We start from the raw sequence: 24,885 nt of genomic DNA on the forward strand, positions 1-24,885 counted from the left end.
GCGCGGGCGGAATCGCGCCCAGCGGCGCGTCGAGTTGCAGCGTCAGCTGCTTGCGGCCGAGCTTGCGCATCAGTGCGTCCTTGCGCTCGACCAGCATGATCTCGCCCGCATTGATGACGCCGATGCGGTCGGCCATCTCTTCCGCTTCGTCGATGTAGTGGGTCGTGAGGATGATCGTCACGCCGCTCGCCTTCAGGCCCCGCACGAGTTCCCACATGTCGCGGCGCAGTTCGACGTCGACACCCGCGGTCGGCTCGTCCAGAAACAGCACTTGCGGCTCGTGCGCCAGCGCTTTCGCGATCAGCACGCGGCGCTTCATGCCGCCCGACAGCGTCAGGATCTTGTTATTGCGCTTTTCCCACAGCGAGAGGTCGCGCAGCACGCGCTCGACATAGGCCGGATTGGGCGGCTTGCCAAACAGGCCGCGGCTGAACGAGACGGTGGCCCAGACGGTTTCGAACGAATCGGTGGTCAGCTCCTGCGGCACGAGGCCGATCAGCGAGCGCGCGGCGCGGTAGTCGGCGACGATATCGTGGCCCGCAACACGCACGTGGCCTTCGCTCGCGTTGACGATGCCGCAGATGATGCTGATGAGCGTCGTCTTGCCGGCGCCGTTCGGGCCGAGCAGCGCGAAAATTTCGCCGCGGTCGATGTCCAGGTTGACGCCCGAAAGCGCGCGGAACCCCGATGCATAGACTTTCGAGAGATTCTCGATGGAGAGGATCGTTTGCATGTGCGTGACATTACCAGAATCGGGGGCAGGGCATCGGGGGCCGCTTCAGGGCCGCATGAGGCCCGCTTCAGGCCTGGCGAGCCGCGCCTGGCGTACGCACCCTTTATGTTTGGGCAGCGCCTCCTGTTCATTCGTTGTGATTCACCGCTAATTTGACAACGTTTGTTGTGAGGCGTATAAATCCGGCATCGACTAATTCAGGCTGGCATTCATGCTGGCTGTTATGCGGATAGACAGGCAAGTCACCACGATGCAGGCACTCAACACTTTCCGGATGGGCGGCACGCCCGAGGCGATCGGGCGGCAGCTCGGCGAACTCGCGAAGCCGGTTTTCGGCGCCTATATGGCGCAAAGCGGCGCCTGGGCGGCGGTGAGCCGCTGGCGCGGCCACGCGTTCGTGCAGCAGCTGCGCGCGGCGGCTGAGCAGCATTTCCCCACTTATGTGGCTGAACTGGATGCGATGGCGGCGGCGCTCGGCTGGCCGGCTGACGACCTGTTCCTGTGGAACTGCCGCGGCGAGCTGATCCATAACGCGCCCGACGGCTGCACGACGCTCGCCGTGCGCGCGGGGGCTGCGGGTGGTCTGATTGCTCATAACGAAGACGGCGACCCGTATCTGCGCGGCCGCTGCGCCGTGGTGGATGTCGCGCCGCAAGGCAAGCCGGGCTTCGTGAGCTTCTACTATCCGGGCTCGCTGCCGGGGCACACGTTCGCGGCGTCCCGCGCGGGCGTGGCGCAGGCGATCAACAACGTGCGCATTCGCGAGCCGCGCGCCGGGGTGCCGCGCATGATTCTGGCGCGCGCGGTGCTCGACGCCGCGACGCTGGACGACGCGCTCACGCTGCTGCGCGACACGCCGCGCGCGAGCGGCTTTCACCATACGGTCGGCGGCATCGACGCAGCGGGCGCGGTGCGCGTCTATAGCGTGGAAGCCACGGCGCAGCGCGCCTCGGTCGTCGAAGTGGGCGCGCCTTGCGGCCATGCCAACCACCTGATTCACGCCGGTTGCGAGAACGAAGCGCAGATCGTCACCGATTCGTCGCGCGACCGCCAGGCGCGCCTCGCGCAGTTGCTGCCCGCACTCGGCGCGCAACCTGACGGCGCGGCCTTCGTACGCACGCTGCAAGACCGTGGCGGCGCGGGCCTGCCGATCTTCCGCGACGACCCGCGCGATCCCGACGACGAAAACACGCTCGCGACCGCCTGCATGCGGATTGCGTCCGATGGCGTGAGCTTCGACGTCTGGCAGGACGGCGCCCGCACGCTGGCGATGCAGATTGCGCGCGCGGCCTGAGCATTTCAGGCGCCGCAGGTTTTTACTGAATTCAACGAATTTCGACACAGATACCCGCTTAAAACGAGAACCAGCGGGAACAAGCGAGAACCACTATGTCCAGCAAAGTTTTCCATCGCATGCCCAAGCAAACGCTGCCCGTCGCGGTGGCGGGCGAGGGCATCGAGATCATCGATTCCACCGGCAAGCGCTACATCGACGCGAGCGGCGGCGCGGCCGTCTCGTGCCTTGGCCACAGCAACCAGCGCGTGATCGACGCGATCAAGCAGCAGGCCCAGACGCTGCCTTACGCGCACACCTCGTTCTTCACGACCGAAGCGTCGGAGCAACTCGCTGATTACCTGATCGAGCGCGCGCCCGCCGGGCTCGATCACGTGTATTTCGTCTCGGGCGGTTCCGAGGCGATCGAGGCCGCACTCAAGCTCGCGCGCCAGTATTTCGTCGAGAAGGGCGAGCGCTCGCGCCGCCATTTCATCGCGCGCCGCCAGAGCTATCACGGCAACACGCTGGGCGCGCTGGCGATTGGCGGCAATGCGTGGCGTCGCGAGCCGTTCCTGCCGATCCTGATTGAATCGCACCACGTCAGCCCGTGCTACGCGTACCGCGAGCGCCTGGACGGCGAAACCGATGAAGTCTACGCACAGCGCCTTGCCGACGAGCTGGAGCAGAAAATCCTCGAACTGGGCGCGGAAAACGTCGCGGCTTTTGTCGCCGAGACGGTGGTCGGCGCGACCGCTGGTGCGGTGCCGCCCGTGCGCGAGTACTTCCGCAAGATCCGCGCGGTATGCGACCGCTACGGCGTGCTGCTGATTCTCGACGAAATCATGTCGGGCATGGGCCGCACCGGTCATCTGTTCGCCTGCGAGGAAGACGGCGTGGCGCCCGACTTGCTGACGATCGCCAAGGGTCTCGGCGCGGGCTATCAGCCGATCGGTGCGACGCTCGTGAGCCAGCGGATTTACGACACCATCGTGGGCGGCAGCGGCTACTTCCAGCACGGCCACACGTATATTGGCCACGCGACGGCCTGCGCGGGGGCGCTCGCCGTGCAGCACGTGATCGCCGAAGACAGGCTGCTCGACAACGTGCAGGCGCGCGGCGAGCAACTGCGCTCGCGTCTGCGCGAGCGCTATGCGCAGCACCCGTACGTCGGCGATGTGCGCGGTCGCGGCTTGTTCGTGGGCGTGGAGCTGGTCAAGGATCGCGCGAGCAAGGCGAGCTTCGATCCTTCGCTCAAACTGCACGCGGCCATCAAGCGCGAAGCCTTCGCACGCGGGCTGATGGTGTATCCGATGGGCGGGACGGTGGACGGCCAGAACGGCGACCACATCCTGCTTGCGCCGCCGTTCATCTGCACGGCGCAGGATATCGACACGATCGAGGATCGCCTGGCGGCAGCGATTGGCGCGGCGCTTGAGGCGACCGGTGTGACGAAGGCTGCTTGAGCCGCGGCCAGCCTGTTTCAGCCTCCTCCAGCCTATTTCTTAGGAGCGAATCGATGACGCAATCCCAGAACCCGCGCCTGCCCGCCTTCGAGGCGGCCAGTGCGACGCCCGAGCAGCAGGCCGTGCTCGCTGAAATCCTGTCCGGCCCGCGCGGCAACCTGAACGGGCCGTTCCTCGGCTGGATCCATAGCCCCGAGCTGGCCCAGCACGCCCAGCGCCTGGGCGCGTTCTGCCGGTACAGCACCGGCTTGCCGCTGCGCCTTTCCGAACTGGCCATTCTGGTCACGGCAGTGCGCTGGCAGGCGCAGGCGGAGTGGTACATCCACTATCCGATCGCGATTGAAGCGGGCGTGCCCGAGGCGCTCGCCGAGCAGATCCGCACGGGCGCCGAACCGGTTTTCGAGGAAGCCGACGACGCGCTGATCTACGCCTTCGCAAGCGAGCTTTACGACACGAAGCGCGTCTCGGACGCCACTTATGCGCGCGCCGTGGAGCGTTTCGGTCATCAGACGACGATCAACCTGGTCGGCTTGCTGGGCTACTACGCGCTGGTGGCGATGACGCTCAACGTCTTCGGCATGCGTGCGCAAGGCCAGACGACGCTGCCGTTTCCCGAGTAAGCCCGCATCACGCTGAACCAGCGCCCCATCCGGTTATCGCCGGATGGGGCGTTTTTTTATAAATGACGTGACAGCCATATTTCAGTGCACTGATTAACCCGTCGGTCGGTTAATGGATTTACCGCAAAAATCTCAATATCTGATCGTGTGATGAGTAAAAAATAAAACGAGTGAACGTTTTTTGACAGTAAACGTTTTCGCGCGTATCCGTCATCGTCGGTTGATTTGAACTATATGGTTAATGGCGCGCCCGGTAACGCTTATTGATGTGTTTCGCGCGATTGATTGTTGCGGCATTATGCCGTCGATAATTGAAATAATAAGACTGTTTGCGCAGTGCACTGCTGGAGGCCGCGCGCTAAAGCGTGGGTAGCCGCGCCTCGCCAGGGCAATTAGCCGGATGGATATTTTCGGCTTGAATACGGCTTTCCCGCAGGTGGGGTAAAATCGCTTGCGCGAATTAATTCGCATTGTTAGTCTTGCCAGACTTCTTGAAAGCCGCCGCAATAACATTATCGAAATGGCGGCTTATGTGACATCAGGCGGGTAAGAGCCCGCTCCGGGGACTATTCGAGGCACGAGCTTTTTACTCGGGGAATTCCATGCTTGATACGACCGAAGAGGTTGCCGAAAGCCCGCATAGCGCCGATGCGGGTATTGGTGACGTGGTCACCCTCAAATCGGGTGGGCCACGCATGACCGTCATGTACGCGGGGCCGGTGGGCTTCGCGAGCGGCCATTGGCTGATCTGCCAATGGTTCGACGAACACGGCGAACTGCGCCAGGACATGTTCGCGCAGGACATGGTGAAGATGGAGCCGCGCCTGATTTCGGCGGGCCTCGTCAGGATGCGCATGCCCCTGCGGGGCGTGTGAGCGGGCGCCCGCGCGGCGCCCGTTTCCTGTCTTCCGTTTGACTCAGTGACTTAGCGCTGACCTTCCGCGGCAATCCGCATGGCGAGGCCAGCCAGCACCGTACCCATCAGATAACGCTGGATCGTGAGCCACTTCGGCCGGCCCGCGAGAAACGACGCGATCGTGCCCGCCGTGATCGCCGCCGTGGCGTTGACCGTAATCGACAGCAGAATCTGCACCGTGCCCAGTTCGATCGACTGTGCGAGCACGCTGCCCTGGCTCGGGTCGATGAACTGCGGCAACAGCGACAGATACAGAATCGCCACCTTCGGATTCAGCAGGTTGGTGACGAAGCCCATCAGGAACAGCTTGCCCGGCCGGTCGGGCGTGAGTTCACGCACCTGGAACGGGGAGCGGCCACCCGGCTTGAGCGTCTGCCAGGCGAGCCAGGCGAGATACAGCGCGCCGCCCAGACGCAGCGCATCGTACGCAAACGGCACCGCCATCAGCAGCGCGGTAATGCCGAACGCCGCGCACAGCATGTAGAAGACGAAACCTAGCGCGACGCCGCCCAGCGAAATCAGACCGGCTTTGCGTCCCTGACAGATCGAACGCGAGATCAGGTAGATCATGTTGGGGCCGGGTGTGAGCGCCATGCCGAGGGCAACGGCGGCAAAGGCGAACAGCGGGGCGACATGGGGCATAGCGGGCTCCGTGATGCGGCGGGTCAGACTGCTGGGAGAGATGCGGCACGCGCGCAGGTGGCGGTGGGCGCAGCGGGGTTTTTCGTAATTATTTCATGGCTGGCGGGTCTGCGCCCGGCCTGGTGTGCATCGCTGGCCGTTTGGCCAGGGGCTGGCGGACGCTTTAGCGCGAGGGGCCTTCCCGCTCGGAATTGCGCGACTGGCGGGCCTGGGCGCGAGCGTCCAGGCGGCGCGAGAACAACTGCATGCCGATGATCTTTTTCTTCTTCTGCACGTTGTCGCCGATATCCTTGGGCGGATTCGGCTGCAAGGCCCAGAAGAGCGCGAGGAACCAGCCCAGCACTGTCCAGCCGACCACGGCGTTGAAGAGCGCGATGATCAGCAGGTCGTGGCGCTTGCGGCGGTCGGCCAGTACCGCGGGCAGGAAGTACAGCATGACGGCTATCAGCAGCACCACCATCTCGAATATCGAATGACTTGCCATAACGATTCCTCCGCGACAGGGTGTCGCCCCCCGAAGGTTCATTGTCGCGCGGATCGCACTCGTGCGTAAGAATGGCCTTTCAAATGAATGGCAAAAGTCTGAAGAGAATCTGACAAGTCCTGGCCGGATGGCTAACGTGCGCGTGGGGCCTTTGGGTGAACGCACGTTCGGGTCTATGATCGGGGTTTTTCCGGCAAAGACTCCCCACACCATGAGCTCAGACACGACAGAGGTCACCCGCCAACTCAATCACGACGACCTGCGCGCGTTCGTGGAGCGCAAATGGAACGACGAAATCGTTCCGGCGCTCACGGATTACATCGCAGTGCCCGCGAAGAGTCCCGCCTTCGACGCCAACTGGGCGAAGCACGGCTATCTGGAGCGCGTGGTGCTGGAGGCCGCGAAGTGGGCCGAAACGCAGCCCGTGCGCGGCCTGAAGCTCGAAGTCGTGCGCCTGCCGGGCCGCACCCCGGTGATCTTTTTCGAAGCACCTGCCACGCGCTCGGGCAGCACGGAAACCGTGCTGCTCTACGGCCACCTCGACAAGCAGCCTGAATTCGACGGCTGGCGTAACGACCTCGGCCCGTGGACGCCCAAGTTCGAAGACGGCCGCCTCTATGGCCGCGGCGGCGCCGACGATGGCTACGCGATCTACGCAAGCGTCACGGCGCTGGCCGCGCTCGACGCCCAGGGCGTTGAGCGTCCGCGCTGCGTGGGCCTGATCGAAACCTGCGAGGAGTCGGGCAGTTATGATCTGCTGCCTTACGTCGACGCGCTGCGCGACCGTCTGGGTGAAGTGGGTCTCGTGGTCTGCCTCGACTCCGGCGCGGGCAATTACGATCAGCTCTGGCTCACGACGTCGCTGCGCGGTCTCGTGACGGGCGACCTGGAAGTGGAAGTGCTCGAAGAGGGCATTCACTCGGGCTCATACGGCGGCATCGCGCCGTCTAGCTTCCGCGTGATGCGCCAGTTGTTCGAGCGCCTTGAGGATGCGCGCACCGGCACGCTGCTGCCGGAAGGCTTCCATATTCCGATTCCGTCGAAGCGGCTGGCCGAAGCGGAAGTCACCGCGAAGATTCTCGGCGAAAACGTCTGGAAGAGCATGCCGTGGGCGTGCGGTCTCGATGGCCGTCGCGTGCTGCCGACCACGACCGATCCGCAACAGGCGCTGCTCGATTCCACGTGGCGGCCGTCGCTGTCGGTGACCGGCGCGGCCGGGCTGCCGGCGCTGGAGAACGCGGGCAATGTGCTGCGTCCGCGCACGGCGTTCAAGCTGTCGCTGCGCCTGCCGCCGCTGCTGGATGCGGCCCGGGCCGTTGCTGACCTCAAGGCGCTGCTCGAAGTCGATCCGCCGTACAACGCGCGCGTCACCTTCAAGCCGGACGTCGGCGCGGCCAATGGCTGGAGCGCGCCCGATCTCGCACCGTGGCTCTCACAGGCGCTCGATACGGCCTCGCGCAACCACTTCGGCGCGGATTGCGCGTACCTCGGCCAGGGCGGCACGATCCCGCTGATGAACGTGCTGCAAGCAGGCTTCCCGAAGTCGCAGTTCATGGTGTGCGGTGTGCTCGGCCCGAAGTCGAACGCGCACGGCCCTAACGAGTTCCTGCACGTGCCTTACGCGAAGAAGCTCACGGCCACGGTCGCCGAGGTGATTGCCTCGGCGCCTTGATCCAGCTCCGGCCTGATGGCCGGAGCGCGCCGCCACACGGGCTCGGGCCGCACGACGATGCGTGCGGCCGTGTCAGCGGTGCGCGTGGGCCGCGTTTTTATGCGGCGAGTCTTCGGCGACCGGATCGCGATCGCCGCCGTGATCGGCATGTTCCGCATGTGCCGCGTCCGCGTGGCAGGAGCAGTTTTCCTCGTCGACGGGCTGCTCCAGGTTTTTCATGATCCCGCACTCCGCGCTGCTATGGCGCGCGTTGCAGCTGTCGCGCAGCGTGCGCAGCTGCTGCTCCAGCACGCGCATCGTTTCGATCTGTTCGTGGATGCGCGCGATCTGGCAATCGATCAACTCGTTCACCTCGTCGCAGGGCTGGTCAGGGTCGGCCTGATAGCGCCGCAGCATACGGATATCCGACAAGCCGATGCCAAGCGAGCGGCAATGGCGGATGAAGTTGAGCTGCGCGGCGTGCGCTGCCGTGTAGCTGCGGTATCCGTTGGTTTCGCGCGCGGGCTCGTCCAGCAGCCCCTCGCGCTCGTAGAAGCGCACCGTCTCGACGTCGCAATGCGCGTGGCGTGCCAGTTCTCCAATTCTCATCGTTACGATTCCCAAAAAGCGCTTGACCCTGTAGCGGCTACAGGCTGTCCAATGATTCTGTCACTTTTGGGAGAATTCGGCCATGGTTCATGTTTTCTTGTCGCGGGGCGCGTTGACGCAGCGTTTTCGGGCGCGTGCCGGTGAGCTGGACACGGCGGCGCCTGGCGCGTGCGCGGCGACGCGCGATGCAATCGAAGCGGGGCATGATCACGCATGCCAAGGCGCCGAAGGTGGTCATGCTCACGACCACGCCCATGAGCATGACCATGACGGCCACGGGCACGCATGCAGCCACGGCCACGACGAGAATCCCGCACACGACCATTCGCACGATCACTCGCACACCCACGACCACGATCACGGTAGCCATGGTCACCATGACCACGCGAGTCACGCAGGCGCGTCCTGCTGTCACGGCGCGGCGCCGCAGGCCACGCGCAGCCGTGCGGCGGCACCCGCGCCCGCAGGCACGCAGCGCGCGCGCTACCGCATCGAGAACATGGACTGCCCGACTGAAGAACGGCTGATCCGCAACCGTCTCGAACCCATGCCCGGCGTGGCGCGGCTCGACTTCGACCTGCTGGCTCGCGAGCTGACCGTGTATCACACGCTGACGGACGCGCAGCCGCTCGAAACCGCGCTGCGCGCGCTCGACATGGCGCCGCGCGTGCTCGCCGACGGCGATGGGGCGAGCACCAGCGAACCCGCCGTCGCGCCCGGCCTCGCGATGCGCCAGAAGCTGCTGCTCGCAGCGAGCGGCGTCGCGGCAGCAGGCGCCGAAGTGCTCGCCTGGACGACCGGCCAGGAAGCGGGCGTGCCGGTGCTGGTCTGCGCGGCGGTCTCCCTGCTGTGCGCGGGCCTGCCGACGCTGAAGAAAGGCTGGATCGCGCTCAAGAACTTCACGATCAACATTTATTTCCTGATGTCGCTGGCGGTGGCGGGCGCCATCGTGATCGGCAAGTGGCCTGAAGCGGCCATGGTCGTGTTCCTGTTCGCGCTGGCCGAGGAAATCGAGGCGCTGTCGCTGGAGCGAGCGCGCCACGCGATCCGTTCGCTGACGGCGCTCGCGCCCGAGACCGCCGAGGTCTGGTTCGCCGCCGCCGCCAATGCTGCGCAAGGCGAATGGCGCACCAGCGCGGTCGCTGAAGTCGCGGTCGGCGCGCGCATTCGCGTGCGTACCGGCGAGCGCGTGCCGGTCGATGCCGAGGTCGCCAGCGGGCGCGCGGCGCTCGACCAGGCGCCCATCACCGGCGAAAGCCTGCCCGTCGACAAGGCCGTGGGCGATGCGCTGTACGCGGGCAGCATCGTCGTCGATGGCGTGGTGGAAGCGACGGTCACCGCGACCGCGCGTGACAGCACGCTCGCGCGCATCGCGGCGGCGGTGCAGGACGCGCAGGCTCAACGCGCGCCGACGCAGCGCTTCGTCGATCAGTTCGCCCGTTACTACACGCCGGCCGTGGTGGCGTTCGCCGTGCTGATCGCGGTGGGCGGCCCGCTCGTCATCGGCGGCGCCTGGAGCGCCTGGCTTTACAAGGCGCTCGTGCTGCTCGTGATCGCCTGCCCGTGCGCGCTGGTCGTGGCGACGCCGGTGACGGTGGTGAGCGGCCTTGCGGCGGCGGCGCGCAACGGCATTCTCGTGAAGGGCGGCGTGTGGCTTGAACGCGGCCGTCTGCTCAAGGCGGTGGCGCTCGACAAGACGGGCACGCTCACGCTCGGCGCGCCGCAACTGACGGACGTGCTCGCGCTGAACGCGTTGCCCAAATCCGAAGCGCTGCGTCTGGCTGCCAGTCTCGACGATGCGAGCACGCACCCGGTTGCCCGCGCCGTCGTGGCAGGATGGCGCGCGCTCGAAGCGCAGTCGCCGCTGGCAAAAGTCGACGGCTTCGCGGTGCTCAACGGGCAGGGCGTGACGGGGCGTATCGGCGGCGAGGCGTGGCATCTGGGCAACCATCGGCTCGTCGAGTCGCTGGGCCTGTGCTCGCCGGAGCTGGAAACGCAGCTTGCGCGCCTCGAAGCGGCGGGCAAGACCGCGATCGTGCTGTGCTCGGCGAGCGAGGCGGTGGCGCTGTTCGCGGTCGCCGACGCCGTGCGGCCCGAGAGTGCGCCTGCCATGCGTGCGCTCAAGAAGCTGGGCGTGACGCCCGTCATGCTGACCGGCGACAACCCGACTACGGCGCGCGCGATTGCCGGGCCGCTCGGTATCGAGGATGCGCGTGGCAACCTGCTGCCGCAGGACAAGCAGGACGCCATCGCCGAACTATCGACGCAGCGCGGCATGACGGCGATGGTCGGCGACGGCGTCAACGACGCGCCCGCACTGGCGCGCGCCGACATCGGCTTCGCGATGGGGGCGGCGGGCACCGCGACGGCGCTCGAAACCGCCGACGTCGCGATCATGGACGACGATCCGCGCAAGATCGCGGCGTTTATCGGGCTCAGCCGGAAGGTGTCGGCGGTGCTGATGCAGAACATCGCGCTCGCGCTGGCCATCAAGGTGGTGTTCCTGGTGCTCGCACTGGCGGGCGAGGCGACGCTCTGGATGGCCGTGTTCGCCGACGTGGGCGCGAGCCTGCTGGTCGTTGCGAACGGGCTGCGGGTGCGCAGGCATTTCGCCAATCGTCCGGCGACGCTGGCGGCTTAAGGAAGCGGCGAGCCTTTACGGCTCGCTGTTTTTTGACGCTGTTATGCAACTAACAGCCAGTCTCAACAGCCCCACTGAATGACCGGTTCCGGTGGCACCGCATAACGGCAACGCGACTGCGAACGTGAAGGGCGCGCCGCAAGTCAGCCTGAGCGTATCAAGGCAGTTCGCAGCTTAGCCTGGGTAGTGACGTCGAAATCGCCGCAAAACGCTACGCGCGCGGCGATCAGCGTGGCGACGGCCAAGCCGTCCAGGAAGGCGATGCGATTGCCCGCGACCGCGGGCACTTTCTCGCCGGGCAGCACGGTGCCGAGCAGATTAAGCGGATCCGACGCGGCGATGCAGACCAGCGCCGCCTCATCGTCGGCCTGACCCGCTTGCGCGCCACGGCGACGCACCTCGCGCAACAGCGGGATCGCTTCGGGCAAGGCGAACTGCTCGCCGGAGAGACCTGTCACGAAGCGCCCGCCGCGCACATGGCCGCGCGCCTCCATGCGATGCAGCACGCGCAGCAGGTCGCGCCACGGCGGCAGCCAGGGCGCTTCGCGCGCCAGCAATTGCCAGCAGATCACGCCGTAACGGCGCAGCAGAACGTGGGCGACGTGCTCCAGCAGTTCGACATCGGCGGGCAGGCGGCGCGTCTGTGTAACGCGCGCGGGGGCTTCGTCAGGCGATTCGGGCGGCAACGCCACGCGCCGCAGCACGGCCCAGCGCCCCGCTTCGGCCATCGATCCGACGAGCGGCCCGAAGCCGCGCGGCCGCCGCTTGCCGTGATACGCCGAACGCTTCGCCGCAGGCCGCACCAGCGCGCGCAAGCCCGCGAAGCTATCGGCGTTCACGAGGCCCGCCGCCACCAGCTCGCCGAGCGCGTTTTCCAGTTCGACACCCAGCAGATGCGCGTCGGCGGCCAGTTCGTCGAAGAACATCGCGCCGTGGCGCAACAGCGCGTCGTACACACGCTGCGCGCGTGCCTCCGGTCGCGCCTCGGGCGCTTCGAGCAACGCGGCCCAGCGCGGCAGCTCGCGGCGCGGCAGCAGCACGACCGGCGTGCTGCGCACGGTCGTCGACGCAGCGGCGCGCGCAGGCAGCCGCGCCCATGTGAGGCGGCCCGAGCGGCACAGCTCGTCGAGCAGCAGCGGCGAGTAATCGTCGATGCGCGCGGGCAGGATCTCGTCCTCCCATTCGAGCGCCGACGCCTCCCAGCCTTCGAGCTGGTCGAGCATCGCCGCGAGCGCATCGCGGCCCGAGCCGCGCGAGCCTGGCGCGACATGCTGCCATTCGAACAGGAAGCGCATGAAATCGTGGCGCTCGACGGGTTCGATCTCGCGGCGCAGTTTGCGCACGGTGTAGCGATGGATGCGCGCGAGCAGATGGCGCTCGCACCACTCTTCGTCGTGCGCGCCCGGCGTGAAGCGCCCGCGCATGACGGCGCCTTCGGCTTCGAGGCGCGTGAGGGCGAGCGCGGCCACGCTCGCTTCCAGCGCGAGTGGCCGCGCGACCTGCGCGACGCTCAGCGGCCCGAAGCCCGAAAGCCGCGCACGGATCAGCTCGACCAGCGCCGAATCTTCGCTCCATGCTTCGCCGCGCGGGTCGGCTTGAAGATCGTCGGGAACGGCGAGCGGCGGCTCGCAGCGCGCCTGCGGATAGATCGCGCGGACACAGGCGAGCCGTTCGATGGCGACCCACAGCGCCTCGTGATCCGCGACCGGCAGGCGCGTCGCGCGGCCACTCGCGGCCAGTTCCGCAAGCCATCCGGCCCAGCCAGGCGCCTGCGCCTCGCTGTGCGCGAGCGCGCCGAGCGTATTGAGCACGTCGTGCATCTCGTCGGCGTTGCGCGCCTGCGGCCAGGCTTCTTCGCGCACGCTTGCGATGGCATCGGGATCGAGCGCGCCCAGATCGTCGGCGGATTCGGGGTCGCTCCAGCGCCGCGACAGCACGGCCTGGGTGCGCCGCTCCTCGATGGGCGCGTCGTCGAGAAACGCGTACGGGCGCGCCGTAAGGATCTCGGCCGCGAGCGGCGAGGGCGCGGGCAGCTCGCGCGTCACCAGCCGCACAACGCCCGACTCCATGCGGCGCAGCAGCGCGAGCCAGGTTTCGGTGTCCATCGCATCGTGCAGGCAGTCGTCAAGCGTCTGGTCGACGAGAGGATGCGACGGAATCTCGCGCTCACCGGCAAGGTTTTCGACGCAGGCCACCTGATCGGGGAACACGGCGGCGAGCAGGTCTTCGCTGCGCATGCGCTGGATCTGCGGCGGCGTCTTGCGGCCGCCCGATTGACGCGGCAGCGCGAGCGCGGCGGTCGCGTTCCAGCGCCAGCGCACCCCGAAGAGCGGCGCGTCCAGCAGCGCCTGCACCAGCAGATGCTGCGCCGAGTTCGAGTGCAGATAGCGCCAGACTTCGTCGAGCGCGAAGCTGTGCGCGCCCGTCAGCGAGAGGATGATAGCGTCTTCGGTGGCCGCGGCCTGAAGCTCGAAATTGAACTGGCGGCAAAAGCGCTTGCGTAGCGCCAGGCCCCAAGCGCGATTCATGCGGCTGCCGTAGGGCGAGTGGATGACCAGTTGCGTGCCGCCGGATTCGTCGAAGAAACGCTCCATCACGAGCGTATCGTGCGTCGGCAGAACGGTGAGCGCCTGGCGCGCGCGCGCCAGATAGTCGACGATCTGGCGCGCGGCGGCATCATCCAGCCCGAGCACATCGCAGAGCCAGGCCGTGGCGTGTTCGATCGCGGCTGACGATTCGGCATCCGAATTAATTGGCAATTCGGCCAGTTTTCCCTCGATCTGCGTGCGCAGGCGCGAAATCGCGAACGACAGCTCGTCGCTGCGGCCCGGCGCTTCGCCGAGCCAGAACGGGATGTTGGGCGGCTGGCCCTGCGCGTCCTCCACGCGCACGCGGCCTGCCTCGATGCGCAGGATGCGATAGGACGCATTGCCGAGCTGGAACACATCGCCGGCCAGGCTCTCGACCGCGAAATCCTCGTTCACGGTGCCAATCTGCACGCTTTGCGGTTCGAGCAGCACGGCGTAGTCGGCGTTATCGGGGATCGTGCCGCCCGAAGTCAGCGCGACGAGGCGCGCGCCACGTCGCGCGCGCAGCGTCTGGCTCACGACATCGCGATGGAGATAAGCGGCGCGCGGGCCGTGACGGCTCGTGTAGCCGTCGGCGAGCATGCGCAACACGGCATCGAAGCGCGCGCGTTCGAGCTGCGCAAAAGGCGCGCTGCGGCGCACGAGCGCATAGAGCGCGTCCTCGCTCCATTCCTGGCAGGCCACTTCGGCGACGACCTGCTGCGCGAGCACGTCGATCGGCTGGTGCGGCAGCGTGATGCGGTCGAGTTCGCCGCGCCGCACGCAGTCGAGCAAGGCCGTGCATTCGATCAGGTCGTCGCGCGAAGTGGGAAACAGCCGCCCCTTGGGCGTGCCGCCGACCTGGTGCCCCGAGCGCCCGACGCGCTGCAGGAACGCTGCAATCGAGCGCGGCGAACCGATCTGCACGACCAGATCCACGTCGCCGATATCGATACCGAGTTCAAGCGACGCCGTCGCCACCAGCACGCGCAGATCGCCGCGCTTCAAGCGCTGCTCGGCCTCGAAACGATGCTCGCGCGCGAGGCTGCCGTGATGCGCGGCCACGGCCTCGTTGCCGAGGCGGTCGGTGAGATGGCGCGCGACGCGCTCGGCCATGCGCCGCGTGTTGACGAAGACCAGCGTGGTGCGATGCATCGCGACGAGCTCGGCGATGCGGTCGTAGACGCGCTCCCACACGTCGTTCGCCATGATCGCTTCGAGCGGCACGGGCGGCACTTCGAGCGCAAGATCGCGTTTGCGCACGTGGCCCGCATCGACGATTTCGCAGGGCGGCGGCGCAGCCGGATCGTCGCCCATGCCGACCAGGAAATGCGCGACGGTTTCGATGGGCTTTTGCGTCGCCGAAAGGCCGATGCGCAGCGGCTTTTCCGCGCACAGTGCATCGAGCCGTTCAAGGCTCAAGGCCAGATGCACGCCGCGCTTGTTGCCCGCCACGGCGTGGATTTCATCGACGATCACCGTGCGCGTGCTCGACAGCATGCGGCGGCCCGATTCCGAGCCGAGCAGCACGTAGAGCGATTCCGGCGTGGTCACGAGAATATGCGGCGCCCGGCGGCGCAGCGCGGCGCGTTCGGGCTGCGGCGTGTCGCCGGTGCGCACGGCGGCGCGGATCTCGACCGGCGGCAGGCCCAGGTGCGCGAGTTCCGCCGCAATGCCTTCGAGCGGGCGTTCGAGATTCAGGCGGATATCGTTCGACAGCGCCTTGAGCGGCGAGACGTAGACCACGAGCGTCGCGTCGGGCAGCGCGCCGCCGTTGTCGAGCCCTTCGCGCACCAGTGCGTCGATGGCGATGAGAAAGGCGGTGAGCGTCTTGCCCGAGCCCGTCGGCGCGGCGACGAGGGTGGCGCGGCGGCTTTCGATCAGCGGCCAGGCGGCGCGCTGCGCGGGCGTCGGCGCGTCGAAGCTGCGCCGGAACCAGGCGGCCACGGCCGGATGGAAGAGGGCAAGCGGATCGTCGGGCGGGGTGGGGAGCGAGGCCATAGGCTCAAGGGGGTGGGGGCGCGACGTGCGCTTCAAGTCGCGCTTTCAAGTCGATTCCAGAGCGCAGTCCTGACGCGCATGGAAGGAGTCTCGCAAATTTCGCGCTCGCGTGCCCCGCGACGGCATGGGGCACGCCCGCGCCGCGTTTCACGATGCGGTGCCCGTGCGCCCGCGCCGGTTTGACGGAAAGCAAGCCGCGCCCGAACGCAGTATGCTCGCCCCGCTGGATGTCCCTTCGATGTTCCCTCGATCCTCGACGGAGTTGCCCCATGCGATACAACCCACTCGGCCGCACCGGCCTGTTCGTTTCCGAGCTGTGTCTCGGCACCATGACGTTCGGCGGCGGCGCCGGCATCTGGAACCAGATCGGCGACCTGCAGCAGGCCGACGCCGAACGCCTCGTTGGCCGCGCGCTCGACGCCGGCATCAATTTCATCGATACCGCCGACGTCTATTCCCAGGGCGTCTCCGAACAGATCACCGGCCAGGCGCTCAAGAACCTCAAGGTCGTGCGCGACCAGGTCGTGGTCGCGACCAAGGTGCTCGGCGAAATGGGGCCGTCGCCCAATCAGCGCGGCGCGACGCGCTATCACATCATGGAAGGCGTCAAGGCGAGCCTCAAGCGCCTGCAACTCGACCATATCGACCTCTACCAGATCCACGGCTTCGACCCGGCCACGCCGATCGAGGAAACGGTGCGCGCGTTCGATACGCTCGTGCAGCAGGGCCACGTGCGCTACGTGGGCGTGTCGAACTGGGCCGCGTGGCAGATCATGAAGGCGCTCGGCATTGCGCATCATCATGGCCTCGCGCGCTTCGAGTCGCTGCAGGCCTATTACACGATCGCGGGCCGCGACCTGGAGCGCGAGATCGTGCCGATGCTCGCGAGCGAAGGCGTGGGCCTGATGGTGTGGAGCCCGCTTGCCGGCGGCTTGCTGAGCGGCAAGTATGGCCGCGACCAGCAGGGCGAGGCGGGCAGCCGCCGCACGACCTTCGATTTCCCGCCGGTGGAGCGCGAGCGCGCGTGGGACTGCATCGACGCGATGCGGCCGATTGCGGAGAAAAAGGGCGTGTCGGTGGCGCAGATTGCGCTTGCGTGGCTGCTGCACCAGCGCGCGGTGACGACGGTGATCGTGGGCGCCAAACGCGTCGACCAGCTCGACGACAACATCGCCGCCACCAAGGTCAAGCTGACGACCGAGGAACTGGCGATTCTGGACGATGTGAGCGGCCTGCCCGCGGAGTATCCGGGCTGGATGCTGGCACGTCAGGGCGACGCGCGGCGCGAGCAGTTGAAGCAGGCAGAGCGCTGAGCGGCAAAAAAAAGCGACAAAAAGAAACGACAAAAGAAAACGCGCGGTTGTTGAGCCGCGCGTTTCCTGAGCGAGAAGTGCTACAGAACTACACCGCAGAACTAAACCGAATAAATAAGCCGCGCGTGTTATTGCGCCGCCACCACCTTCAGGTGGTTCTTGACCGAGTCGACGCCCGACACGCCTTCCACCACCTGCTTGGCGTTGTCGCGATCCTCGGCGCTCGGCACCGTGCCGGTCAGCGAGACGATGCCCTTGCGGGTCTTCACGTGAATGTGCTCGGACTTCACGTTTTTCGCGCCGAGCAGTTCAGCCTTCACCTTGGTGGTGATGGTTGCGTCGTCCACGTGTTGGCCCACGCTTTCCGAGCTGCCCGCGGCGGGCGCAGCAGAGTTCGTCTGTGCGCCAGCCATCAGCGCGAAGGTCATGCAGGCCACACCGGCGGCGGTCTTGAGCATCAGAGTGCGCTTCATGAGGGTTCTCCTTGTGTGAGTTGATGATCGAGCTGCGATACCGCAAGGTGCGTGCCGCGCTGGGTGTTCATGTCGCTCATGCCCCGACAGCACAGGGATCGAACGCGAACACTCCATCAGATCCGAAACAACGCGAGCCACCCGCCGCGCCGATCATCGGGCACGCAATTTTTCCGCGTGATTGTAAAAACGTCTGTCGATAGTTCGATCGACAGGAGGTGATTTACGCTGCCGCAAGCCTCGATCCCGTTACAAAACAAGCGTTTGTAAAAACTGGCATGGGTGTTGCATAGAAGGTCGCATTACTCCACATTCTCAAGAACGGGACTGCCATGCCTTCCATCGCGTTACAAACGCGCCAGCATCTGGCGCTGACGCCGCGTCTCCAGCAGGCCGTACGCCTGTTGCAGCTCTCGTCGCTCGAATTCCAGCAGGAACTGCGCGAAGCGCTCGACACCAATCCGTTCCTTGAATACGTGCCGCCTGCCTCGGAGACGGGCGAAGCGGCCGAGGCCGCTGAAGGCGCGGCAGGCATCGGCGCGGCGGCCAACGAAGCGCCGGCGGCGCTCGCCGACGTGCCGGGCGGCGGCATCGAAGGGGCCATGGACGGCGGCGTGGCGCAGGAAACGTCGAGCTACAGCGACGAGCCGGGTAACTATGGCGACGAAAGCTCGGGCTACCAGGACGACGGCGGCGGCTATACGGCCGATATGCCGTCGTCGGGCACGTTGCGCTCGTCGACCTATCGCGGCTCGGATGACGGTGATTCCGAAGCGTCCGACTGGGTGCGCGTGCCGGTCTCGCTGCGCGACCAGTTGCACGAAGCGCTGCGTCTTTCGCCGCTCGCCGAGCTCGATCGCGCCGCTGCGCAAATCGTGATCGAGGCGCTCGACGACGATGGCTACCTGCGCCAGGAACTGGCCGATCTGGTCGAACTCGAAGGCGTCGCCGATATCCTCGACGAAGACCATCTGCGCGTGGCGCTGCGCGTCGTGCAGATGCTCGATCGTCCGGGCATTGGCGCCCGCTCGCTGTCCGAGTGTCTCGCGCTGCAGCTGGAAGCCATGTCCGCCGACACGCCGCATCGCGAGCTGGCGCTCCAGATCGTCACGCATCATCTGGAGCGTCTTGCGCGCCGCGAAAACGGCGAACTGCAACGCCAGTTGGGCTGCGATGCGACCGCGTTGCAGGCGGCGACCGCGCTCGTGCGCAAGCTCGATCCGAAGCCGGGCAACCACTATGGCCGCGCCGACGGCGGCTATGTGATCCCCGATGTGATCGTGCGTCAGGTGCGCGGCAAGTGGGTCGTGACCGTGAATCCGGCCATCGAGCCGCGTGCGCGCATCCACAAGCTTTACGCCGAAATGTTCGCGCGCTCCGATCAAACCAGCCGCTCGCCGCTCGCGCAGCAGTTGCAGGAAGCACGCTGGCTGATCCGCAATGCACACAAGCGTTGCGAAACGATTCTGCGCGTGGGCGAATGCATCGTCGCGCGTCAGAAGGCGTTCTTCCAGTACGGTGAAATCGCGTTGCGCCCGATGCTGCTGCGCGATGTCGCCGACGAACTCGGCCTGCACGAATCGACGGTCTCGCGCGCGACGGGCAACAAGTACATGGCCACGCCGCGCGGCATCTTCGAATTCAAGCGTTTCTTCCCGCGTGAACTGGAAACGCGTACGGGCGGTACGTGCTCGGCGGCGGCGGTGCGCGCGTTGATCAAGGAAATGATCGACGCTGAAAATCCGCGCGACCCGCTTTCGGACGTCGTGCTCACGCAGGAACTGGAAAAGCAGGGCGTGCGCGTCGCGCGTCGCACGGTCACGAAGTATCGGCAGATGATGAAGCTGCCTGCGGCGGAAATGCGTCGGCAGATTTAAAGAGCGTTACGCGTAGCCCTCCCGGAATAAGCGCACGGGTGCGATCCCGTGCGCTTTTTTGCATCCGTTGCGTCAGAGGTGGTTAGCCTCCACGCCCGGCAAGATCTCGACGATCTGGAAATAGCGCTCCCAGAAGGGCGTGTCGCGCAACGCCTCGACTAATTGTTCGTAGGCCTGATGACTTTCCGCCTCCCACATCCAGACGTCGGTGACACGCGCGGCGTAAAACTCCACATCGTACAAGCGCAGGCGAACGTGCTCGCGATGGCGTTCGAGCAGGGGCATGACATGTTCGCGCAATGCGTTTTGCCGTGCGTCAGCGGACAATTCGAGCCACACGGGCAGGCTCTTCACGAGCATGAAAACGGTCAGGGCGGGTTGGAAAGTGGCATTCATTTCGGCGATTTCCTGGTCGGTTGAACGTGTGGTTAGAATACGAGCGTTTGCTCACATTCGATACTCGCATTCCGACTATGACGCCCACCCCTCGCGCCCGTCGCCGCCCAGCCCCGCTAGACGCGCGCAAACAGCCGATGCAGCGCCGCTCGACGGCCACCGTCGATGCCATTCTCGAAGCGGCGGCTCGCATTCTGGAGCACAGTGGCTTCGCTCACTACACGACCAACGCCATCGCCGAGCGTGCCGGCGTGAGCGTCGGCTCGCTCTATCAGTACTTCCCGAATCGCGATGCGCTCACGGCCGCGCTGATCGAACGCGAGAGCGCGCCGCTGCTCGCCGCGCTGGAACAGGCGGGCGCGGCGCAGAGTTGCGAAGCGGCGTTGCTCGGTTTGATCCGGGCGTCGGTGGCACATCAGATGCAGCGGCCCGCGCTCGCACGCCTGCTCGATTTCGAGGAGGAGCGCTTGCCGCTCGGCGATCGGGAAGCGCGCATCGGCGATCGCATTCACGCGACGCTCATGCGCGCGTTCGCGCAGGCCGATGCCCCGCGGCTCGACGATCCGTCGACGGCGGCCTTCGATGTGTTCGCGATGGTACGCGGCATGGTGGACATGGCCGGCGCGCGTGGAGAAACCGATGCGGCCGCGCTGGAAGAACGGGCGACGCGCGCCGTGGTCGGCTATCTCTGGCGCAGCGAAATGCCGCGCTGAGCGTATCGGCGCGCGTCCGCGGGCATGAGCGTTAGTGCGCGCCGCGCTTGCGCAGGCGCTCGATCAGCGCCATCGCGGCGGCGGGATTGTGGGCCTTGTGACCGCTGATCACGTAGAGATAGACGTCGCGGCCCGCCTTCGCCGCAAGCGGCTTGCCGAAGGTGTCGAGGTCATCGGGCGTGCCGCCTTGCGCCCATGCGAGCGCGCGTTCGACCCAGCGGTCGAGATCGGCGGGGCCATAGCCCGCCTTGCGACTGGCGGCCGTGCCCATGATGCGGGCGTAGACGAATGGGGCAGAAGCGTCCGCGATCTGCGGATAATCGGAATCGCCCGACACCACGATTGCCGCTCCGCGCTTGCGCGCCAGCGCGACGAACTCCGGCGTGCGGAAGCTCTCATGACGCACTTCCAGCGCATGACGCAGCGCACGTCCCTCGACTTCATCGGGCAATAGTTCGAGAAATCGTGCGTAGTCCTCGGGATCGAACTGCTTGCCGGGCATCAGTTGCCAGTTGATCGGGCCGAGCTTGTGGCCCAGATTCAGCAGGCCGCCCGTGAGGAAGCGCTCGATCGATGCGCCTGCCTCGGCCAGCACGCGGCGATTCATGGCGAAGCGCGGGCCTTTCAGCGAGAAAACGAAATCATCCGGTGTTTCGTCGTGCCAGCGCTGGAAGCTCGCGGGCTTTTGCGCGCCGTAATAAGTGCTGTTGATTTCCAGCGTGCTCAAGTGACGGCTCGCGTATTCGAGTTCGAGGCGTTGCGCGAGGCCTTCGGGATAGAACGTGCCGCGCCACGGCGCGTAGATCCAGCCGCCTATGCCGACACGGATGCGGCCGGTTTTGCTGGGCGATGCGGAGGACGAAGCAGGGGAGCGAGTCATCGGTTATGCGCCATCGATCCGGAGATGCGGCAGTTTAGCGCGGCCCGTGCGGCAGCGGATTTTGAGAGCGTTTTAGGCATAGTCCGATATTTTTCGCAGTGACGTGAGGCTAATTTAGTCGTTGTGTGTAAGACAACCTCACTTGGGATATCAGATGCAGTCTCGTCCTCCTCGCGAGCTGAACGACGCGCAATGGCGCAGCGTCGAACCGCTCTTTAACGACATTCGCTCCAGCGGCCCGCGCCGCGGCCGTCCGGCCCATTGCCCGCGCGCCGTGTTCGAAGCGATCCTGTGGGTGCTTTCGACCGGTTCGGTCTGGGCCAAGCTGCCCGAGCGCTACCCTGACTTCCGCACCTGCCATCGCCGCTTCAAGGTGTGGTTCGATGCGGGCCTCGTGCAACAGGCCATGGAACGCCTCTATGGTGACGAAGGCCTGGCGATGTGTGCGGCCATGAATGCGCGCATGCAGCCGTGGCGCGCCCCCGCCGGCCGCCGTGCGCCGCGTTTCCCGGTCGCGTTCTCGTTGCGCTGGCCGCTCGCGCGCACCTGAGCGCCGGCTGACTAGCGGAACTGTCTGACACACCGGACGGGCAGCGGATCATAAGTCCGCTGCCCGTTTTGCATTGTTTTTGCATTCTGAAATGCGTGGCGATCTCATTCGACCTTTGTGGGAATGGCCACCGGTGCGCGATACTGTGAGGCTCAACGCAACGGAACCAAGTGGACATGGCGCATTTCGACGTATTCAATGGCGACGCGGACGGCATCTGCGCGCTCCACCAGCTTCGCCTCGCCCGGCCGCGCGAGGCCACGTTGATCACGGGCGCGAAACGCGACATCGCGCTCGTCAAGCGCGTGCAGGCCAAGGCCGGCGACTCGCTCACGGTGCTCGACATCTCCTTCGACACCAATCGCGCCGCAGTCTGTGCGCTGCTTGAGCAGGACATTCACGTCGAATACTTCGACCACCATCACGCCGGCGACCTGCCGATGAACGTCAACCTCATGGCGCACATCGACACCACGGCGCAGGTCTGCACGAGCGTGCTGGTCGATCGCCATTTGCAGGGCAAGTATCGCCTTTGGGCCATCGCGGCGGCGTTCGGCGACAACCTGCCGAAAACCGCGCGCGAGCTCGCGGAAAAGGAGGGGCTGCCGGAAGAGCAGATCGAGCAGCTGTGCGAACTCGGCGAATCGATCAACTACAACGCCTATGGCGATAGCGTCGATGACCTGTTCATTGCGCCTGCTGCGCTCTACGAGGCGATCAAGCCCTACGCCAATCCGTTCGATTTCATCGCCGGCGAACCCTTGCTGGAGCGCCTGGCTTCCTGCCGCGACGACGACCTCGCGCGGGCCCACGAAATCACGCCGCTGATCGCGCTGCAATACGGCAGCGTCTGCGTGCTGCCCGACGAACCCTGGGCGCGCCGGGTGCGCGGCGTGTTCGCCAACGCGCTTGCGATCGGCGAACCGGGCCACGCTCATGCCGTACTCAGCGTCAACGCCGACGGCAACTACGCCGTCAGCGTGCGCGCACCGCTCGAAAGCCCGCGCGGCGCGGACGAGCTCTGCCGTGGGTTCCCCGGCGGCAACGGCCGGGTGGGCGCAGCCGGCATCGACTGTCTCGATTCGACGCGGCTCGACCAGTTTGTCTCTGCGTTTGCACGCGTGTTCGGGCGGGCTGCGTCGCGCTGATTGCCCCGTCTGCCCACGTCGCTGCGCCACGCCAGCCGACCGCGTAACATGAAAAGCGCGCTGAATTTCCGATGCGCAACGCGAGGAGGCCGACGATGCGAGCGATGCTGTTCGACGGATCGAGTCCGGTATTGCACGAGACGCAGCGGCCCGATCCGGCTCCCCGGGCGGGCGAACTGCTGATCGACGTGCATGCCTGCGGCGTGTGCCGCACCGACCTGCATATCGTCGACGGCGACTTGAGCGAGCCGAAGCGCCCGGTGATTCCCGGTCACGAAATCGTTGGCGTCGTGGCCGCGCTGGGCGCGGGCGTGACCGGTTTCGCGCCGGGCGACCGCGTGGGCGTGCCGTGGCTTGGCCACACCTGCGGGCATTGCCGCTTCTGCCTCGCGGGCCGCGAGAACCTTTGCGATGCGCCCGCTTTCACGGGCTACACGCGTGATGGCGGCTATGCCGAGCGCGTGGTCGCCGATGCGCATTACTGCTTTCACCTGCCGCGCCAGTACAGCGACGTTCAGGCCGCGCCGCTGCTGTGCGCAGGGCTGATCGGCTATCGCACGCTTGTGCTCGCGGGCGATGCGGCTCGCATCGGCATTTATGGATTTGGCGCGGCCGCGCATATCGTCGCGCAGGTCGCGCGCCATCAGGGACGCACGGTCTACGCGTTCACCCGTCCCGGCGACGACGACGCCCAGCGCTTTGCGCGGCGGCTTGGCGCCGCATGGGCGGGCGGCAGCGACCAGACGCCACCCGAGCCGCTCGACGCGGCCCTGCTGTTCGCGCCGGTTGGTGCACTCGTGCCTGCGGCGCTACGCGCGGTGACGAAGGGCGGTATCGTCGTCTGCGGCGGCATTCACATGAGCGACATCCCTTCGTTTCCCTATGCGTGGCTCTGGGAGGAGCGTCGCCTCGTCTCGGTGGCGAATCTCACGCGCGAAGACGGCGCGACTTTCATGGCCATCGCCGCGCGCCACACGCTCGAAATCGAGACCACGGCCTATCCGCTTTCACGCGCCAACGACGCGCTCGCCGATCTGCGCGCGGGCCGCCTGACCGGTGCAGCCGTGCTGACGATGCGATGAAGACCTTCCGGCGCACGGCGACTCCACGCCGCACCGTGGCGCCCGAATTTGGCCTTATCTATAAAAGCGCAGTCACGAATTCAGGAATCGCAGGCATTTCGATCATGGGCTAAGCCCGGGAGGTCAGCATGTACAAGCAGATTCTGGTGGCGATCGACGGCAGCCGCAGCTCGCACCGCGCGCTCGACGAAGCCGTCAAGGTCGCCAAAGCCACGGGTGGCACGGTGCAGGCGCTGTGCGTGGTGCAGCATCCTTCACGCCTCGTCGATATCAGCACGGGTTTTGCCGAAGAGCAGACGCGCCAGTCCGCCGAGGTCGATGCCGCGACCGCGGCGCTCGACGAAGCGAAGAGCGTGTTCGCGCAAGCCGGCATTTCCGGCACGACGCGCGCCGTCGATTCGAGCGGCGAGGAGGTCGCCGCCGTGATCCATCGCATTGCCGCCGAAGAGGAGGTGGATCTCGTCGTGCTGGGCACGCGCGGCTTGTCAGGTGTCAAACGGCTGTTGATCGGCAGCGTGGCCGAGTCGTTCCTGCGCATGGCCGACCGCCCCGTCATGCTCGTGCGCGAGGAAGAACCCAAAGCCACGCAATAGGCGCCGCCAATTACACCGTTTAATCAGAAATATACGGCACTGTCAGATTCAACGCGCATTTTGTGCCGGTTAAATATCTCGATATTGGACTTTTATCAAGCGCGATGGTGCGATCTGCGCGCACAGGCCGTCCATCGTGCCTATGATGTGTCTTTGGACTCGCGGCCATTAATTGCGCTGGAGTCCGAAATATTCGCGCAATGTACCGCGATTTGCTGCGCTGCAATTTGCGCACCGCGCGATTGTGCGGTGCCGCA

The 24,885-nt window shown here is 66.2% G+C and carries 22 protein-coding genes; 13 read left to right on the forward strand and 9 right to left on the reverse strand.

The annotated features are described in order from the left end of the window. On the reverse strand, nt 1-733 hold a 733-nt coding region (locus BBA01S_RS39855; protein ID WP_042295833.1), incomplete at its 3' end, for an ABC transporter ATP-binding protein. A 250-nt stretch (nt 734-983) separates the two neighbouring features. Between BBA01S_RS39855 and BBA01S_RS03095 the strand changes: the two genes are divergently transcribed. The 4 genes from BBA01S_RS03095 (at nt 984) to BBA01S_RS39860 (ending at nt 4,967) form a co-directional block, all read left to right on the forward strand. Beyond that, on the forward strand, nt 984-2,027 hold the full coding sequence (locus BBA01S_RS03095) for a C45 family autoproteolytic acyltransferase/hydolase (RefSeq protein ID WP_027815143.1): 1,044 nt from the start codon (nt 984-986) through the stop codon (nt 2,025-2,027). A gap of 95 nt (nt 2,028-2,122) precedes the next feature. Continuing rightward, nucleotides 2,123-3,472 carry an aspartate aminotransferase family protein gene (locus tag BBA01S_RS03100; protein ID WP_027815144.1) on the forward strand — a complete coding sequence of 450 codons (1,350 nt, stop codon included), beginning with the start codon at nt 2,123-2,125 and terminating at the stop codon, nt 3,470-3,472. A 53-nt stretch (nt 3,473-3,525) separates the two neighbouring features. Then, on the forward strand, nt 3,526-4,092 hold the full coding sequence (locus tag BBA01S_RS03105; protein ID WP_027815145.1) for a carboxymuconolactone decarboxylase family protein: 567 nt from the start codon (nt 3,526-3,528) through the stop codon (nt 4,090-4,092). A gap of 602 nt (nt 4,093-4,694) precedes the next feature. After that, entirely contained in the window at nt 4,695-4,967 is a 273-nt protein-coding gene (locus BBA01S_RS39860) for a YodC family protein (protein ID WP_042295836.1), read from the forward strand. Nucleotides 4,968-5,017: 50 nt separating this feature from the next. Here BBA01S_RS39860 and BBA01S_RS03115 read toward each other — a convergent pair whose 3' ends face one another. After that, nucleotides 5,018-5,650, reverse strand: coding sequence for a LysE family translocator (locus tag BBA01S_RS03115; protein ID WP_027815147.1), 633 nt, complete (start codon nt 5,648-5,650; stop codon nt 5,018-5,020). 163 nt (nt 5,651-5,813) lie between these two features. Then, nucleotides 5,814-6,134, reverse strand: a complete 321-nt coding sequence (locus tag BBA01S_RS03120; protein ID WP_027815148.1) for a superinfection immunity protein — start codon at nt 6,132-6,134, stop codon at nt 5,814-5,816. Between the two features lie 211 nt (nt 6,135-6,345). Between BBA01S_RS03120 and BBA01S_RS03125 the strand changes: the two genes are divergently transcribed. After that, entirely contained in the window at nt 6,346-7,806 is a 1,461-nt protein-coding gene (locus BBA01S_RS03125) for a M20 family metallopeptidase (RefSeq protein ID WP_027815149.1), read from the forward strand. A gap of 72 nt (nt 7,807-7,878) precedes the next feature. Here BBA01S_RS03125 and cadR read toward each other — a convergent pair whose 3' ends face one another. Next, nucleotides 7,879-8,394: a Cd(II)/Pb(II)-responsive transcriptional regulator gene (gene cadR, locus BBA01S_RS39865; RefSeq protein WP_063750518.1), complete on the reverse strand. Its 516-nt coding sequence runs from the start codon at nt 8,392-8,394 to the stop codon at nt 7,879-7,881. Nucleotides 8,395-8,431: 37 nt separating this feature from the next. Further along, complete coding sequence (locus BBA01S_RS48605; protein ID WP_407668285.1) at nt 8,432-8,764, reverse strand: hypothetical protein; 333 nt, start codon at nt 8,762-8,764, stop codon at nt 8,432-8,434. 129 nt (nt 8,765-8,893) lie between these two features. Between BBA01S_RS48605 and BBA01S_RS39870 the strand changes: the two genes are divergently transcribed. After that, entirely contained in the window at nt 8,894-11,035 is a 2,142-nt protein-coding gene (locus BBA01S_RS39870; RefSeq protein ID WP_407668286.1) for a heavy metal translocating P-type ATPase, read from the forward strand. 143 nt (nt 11,036-11,178) lie between these two features. Here the strand turns inward: BBA01S_RS39870 and BBA01S_RS39875 are convergent, their stop codons facing one another. Continuing rightward, nucleotides 11,179-15,603 (reverse strand): DEAD/DEAH box helicase, encoded by a 4,425-nt coding sequence (locus tag BBA01S_RS39875; protein WP_084161772.1) that lies wholly within the window; start codon nt 15,601-15,603, stop codon nt 11,179-11,181. Nucleotides 15,604-15,872: 269 nt separating this feature from the next. Here BBA01S_RS39875 and BBA01S_RS03145 point away from each other — a divergent pair, with 269 nt between their 5' ends. Further along, nucleotides 15,873-16,916 carry an aldo/keto reductase gene (locus tag BBA01S_RS03145; protein ID WP_027815150.1) on the forward strand — a complete coding sequence of 348 codons (1,044 nt, stop codon included), beginning with the start codon at nt 15,873-15,875 and terminating at the stop codon, nt 16,914-16,916. A 128-nt stretch (nt 16,917-17,044) separates the two neighbouring features. On the opposite strand, the gene BBA01S_RS03150 is transcribed toward BBA01S_RS03145, so the two are convergent. Continuing rightward, a complete protein-coding gene (locus tag BBA01S_RS03150) occupies nt 17,045-17,389 on the reverse strand; it encodes a BON domain-containing protein (protein WP_027815151.1) in 345 nt (114 codons plus the stop codon). Nucleotides 17,390-17,721: 332 nt separating this feature from the next. On the opposite strand from BBA01S_RS03150, the gene BBA01S_RS03155 reads away from it, so the two are divergent. Then, entirely contained in the window at nt 17,722-19,266 is a 1,545-nt protein-coding gene (locus BBA01S_RS03155; RefSeq protein WP_027815152.1) for an RNA polymerase factor sigma-54, read from the forward strand. Nucleotides 19,267-19,338: 72 nt separating this feature from the next. Here BBA01S_RS03155 and BBA01S_RS03160 read toward each other — a convergent pair whose 3' ends face one another. Continuing rightward, complete coding sequence (locus BBA01S_RS03160; RefSeq protein WP_042295840.1) at nt 19,339-19,662, reverse strand: darcynin family protein; 324 nt, start codon at nt 19,660-19,662, stop codon at nt 19,339-19,341. A 137-nt stretch (nt 19,663-19,799) separates the two neighbouring features. Between BBA01S_RS03160 and BBA01S_RS39880 the strand changes: the two genes are divergently transcribed. Next, nucleotides 19,800-20,375 carry a TetR/AcrR family transcriptional regulator gene (locus BBA01S_RS39880; protein WP_245641408.1) on the forward strand — a complete coding sequence of 192 codons (576 nt, stop codon included), beginning with the start codon at nt 19,800-19,802 and terminating at the stop codon, nt 20,373-20,375. 31 nt (nt 20,376-20,406) lie between these two features. On the opposite strand, the gene BBA01S_RS03170 is transcribed toward BBA01S_RS39880, so the two are convergent. Then, entirely contained in the window at nt 20,407-21,255 is an 849-nt protein-coding gene (locus tag BBA01S_RS03170) for a DUF72 domain-containing protein (RefSeq protein ID WP_042295844.1), read from the reverse strand. A 154-nt stretch (nt 21,256-21,409) separates the two neighbouring features. Between BBA01S_RS03170 and BBA01S_RS39885 the strand changes: the two genes are divergently transcribed. The 4 genes from BBA01S_RS39885 (at nt 21,410) to BBA01S_RS03190 (ending at nt 24,628) form a co-directional block, all read left to right on the forward strand. Then, a complete protein-coding gene (locus tag BBA01S_RS39885) occupies nt 21,410-21,805 on the forward strand; it encodes a transposase (RefSeq protein WP_052391660.1) in 396 nt (131 codons plus the stop codon). Nucleotides 21,806-21,981: 176 nt separating this feature from the next. Further along, nucleotides 21,982-22,953, forward strand: coding sequence for a hypothetical protein (locus tag BBA01S_RS03180; RefSeq protein ID WP_027815155.1), 972 nt, complete (start codon nt 21,982-21,984; stop codon nt 22,951-22,953). Nucleotides 22,954-23,048: 95 nt separating this feature from the next. After that, entirely contained in the window at nt 23,049-24,035 is a 987-nt protein-coding gene (locus BBA01S_RS03185) for a zinc-dependent alcohol dehydrogenase family protein (protein ID WP_027815156.1), read from the forward strand. A gap of 128 nt (nt 24,036-24,163) precedes the next feature. Beyond that, nucleotides 24,164-24,628, forward strand: a complete 465-nt coding sequence (locus BBA01S_RS03190) for a universal stress protein (RefSeq protein WP_027815157.1) — start codon at nt 24,164-24,166, stop codon at nt 24,626-24,628. The last annotated feature ends 257 nt before the right edge of the window (nt 24,629-24,885 follow it).

The sequence above is a fragment of the Paraburkholderia bannensis NBRC 103871 genome (assembly GCF_000685015.1).
GTDB classification, from domain to species: Bacteria; Pseudomonadota; Gammaproteobacteria; order Burkholderiales; family Burkholderiaceae; genus Paraburkholderia; species Paraburkholderia bannensis.

Coding starts and splice junctions, on each gene's coding strand:
- BBA01S_RS03095 (WP_027815143.1), top strand. CDS start 984: ATGCAGGCACTCAACACTTTCCGGATGGGCGGCACGCCCGAGGCGATC.
- BBA01S_RS03100 (WP_027815144.1), top strand. CDS start 2,123: ATGTCCAGCAAAGTTTTCCATCGCATGCCCAAGCAAACGCTGCCCGTC.
- BBA01S_RS03105 (WP_027815145.1), top strand. CDS start 3,526: ATGACGCAATCCCAGAACCCGCGCCTGCCCGCCTTCGAGGCGGCCAGT.
- BBA01S_RS39860 (WP_042295836.1), top strand. CDS start 4,695: ATGCTTGATACGACCGAAGAGGTTGCCGAAAGCCCGCATAGCGCCGAT.
- BBA01S_RS03115 (WP_027815147.1), bottom strand. CDS start 5,650: ATGCCCCATGTCGCCCCGCTGTTCGCCTTTGCCGCCGTTGCCCTCGGC.
- BBA01S_RS03120 (WP_027815148.1), bottom strand. CDS start 6,134: ATGGCAAGTCATTCGATATTCGAGATGGTGGTGCTGCTGATAGCCGTC.
- BBA01S_RS03125 (WP_027815149.1), top strand. CDS start 6,346: ATGAGCTCAGACACGACAGAGGTCACCCGCCAACTCAATCACGACGAC.
- cadR (WP_063750518.1), bottom strand. CDS start 8,394: ATGAGAATTGGAGAACTGGCACGCCACGCGCATTGCGACGTCGAGACG.
- BBA01S_RS48605 (WP_407668285.1), bottom strand. CDS start 8,764: ATGGCTACCGTGATCGTGGTCGTGGGTGTGCGAGTGATCGTGCGAATG.
- BBA01S_RS39870 (WP_407668286.1), top strand. CDS start 8,894: ATGGACTGCCCGACTGAAGAACGGCTGATCCGCAACCGTCTCGAACCC.
- BBA01S_RS39875 (WP_084161772.1), bottom strand. CDS start 15,603: ATGGCCTCGCTCCCCACCCCGCCCGACGATCCGCTTGCCCTCTTCCAT.
- BBA01S_RS03145 (WP_027815150.1), top strand. CDS start 15,873: ATGCGATACAACCCACTCGGCCGCACCGGCCTGTTCGTTTCCGAGCTG.
- BBA01S_RS03150 (WP_027815151.1), bottom strand. CDS start 17,389: ATGAAGCGCACTCTGATGCTCAAGACCGCCGCCGGTGTGGCCTGCATG.
- BBA01S_RS03155 (WP_027815152.1), top strand. CDS start 17,722: ATGCCTTCCATCGCGTTACAAACGCGCCAGCATCTGGCGCTGACGCCG.
- BBA01S_RS03160 (WP_042295840.1), bottom strand. CDS start 19,662: ATGAATGCCACTTTCCAACCCGCCCTGACCGTTTTCATGCTCGTGAAG.
- BBA01S_RS39880 (WP_245641408.1), top strand. CDS start 19,800: ATGCAGCGCCGCTCGACGGCCACCGTCGATGCCATTCTCGAAGCGGCG.
- BBA01S_RS03170 (WP_042295844.1), bottom strand. CDS start 21,255: ATGACTCGCTCCCCTGCTTCGTCCTCCGCATCGCCCAGCAAAACCGGC.
- BBA01S_RS39885 (WP_052391660.1), top strand. CDS start 21,410: ATGCAGTCTCGTCCTCCTCGCGAGCTGAACGACGCGCAATGGCGCAGC.
- BBA01S_RS03180 (WP_027815155.1), top strand. CDS start 21,982: ATGGCGCATTTCGACGTATTCAATGGCGACGCGGACGGCATCTGCGCG.
- BBA01S_RS03185 (WP_027815156.1), top strand. CDS start 23,049: ATGCGAGCGATGCTGTTCGACGGATCGAGTCCGGTATTGCACGAGACG.
- BBA01S_RS03190 (WP_027815157.1), top strand. CDS start 24,164: ATGTACAAGCAGATTCTGGTGGCGATCGACGGCAGCCGCAGCTCGCAC.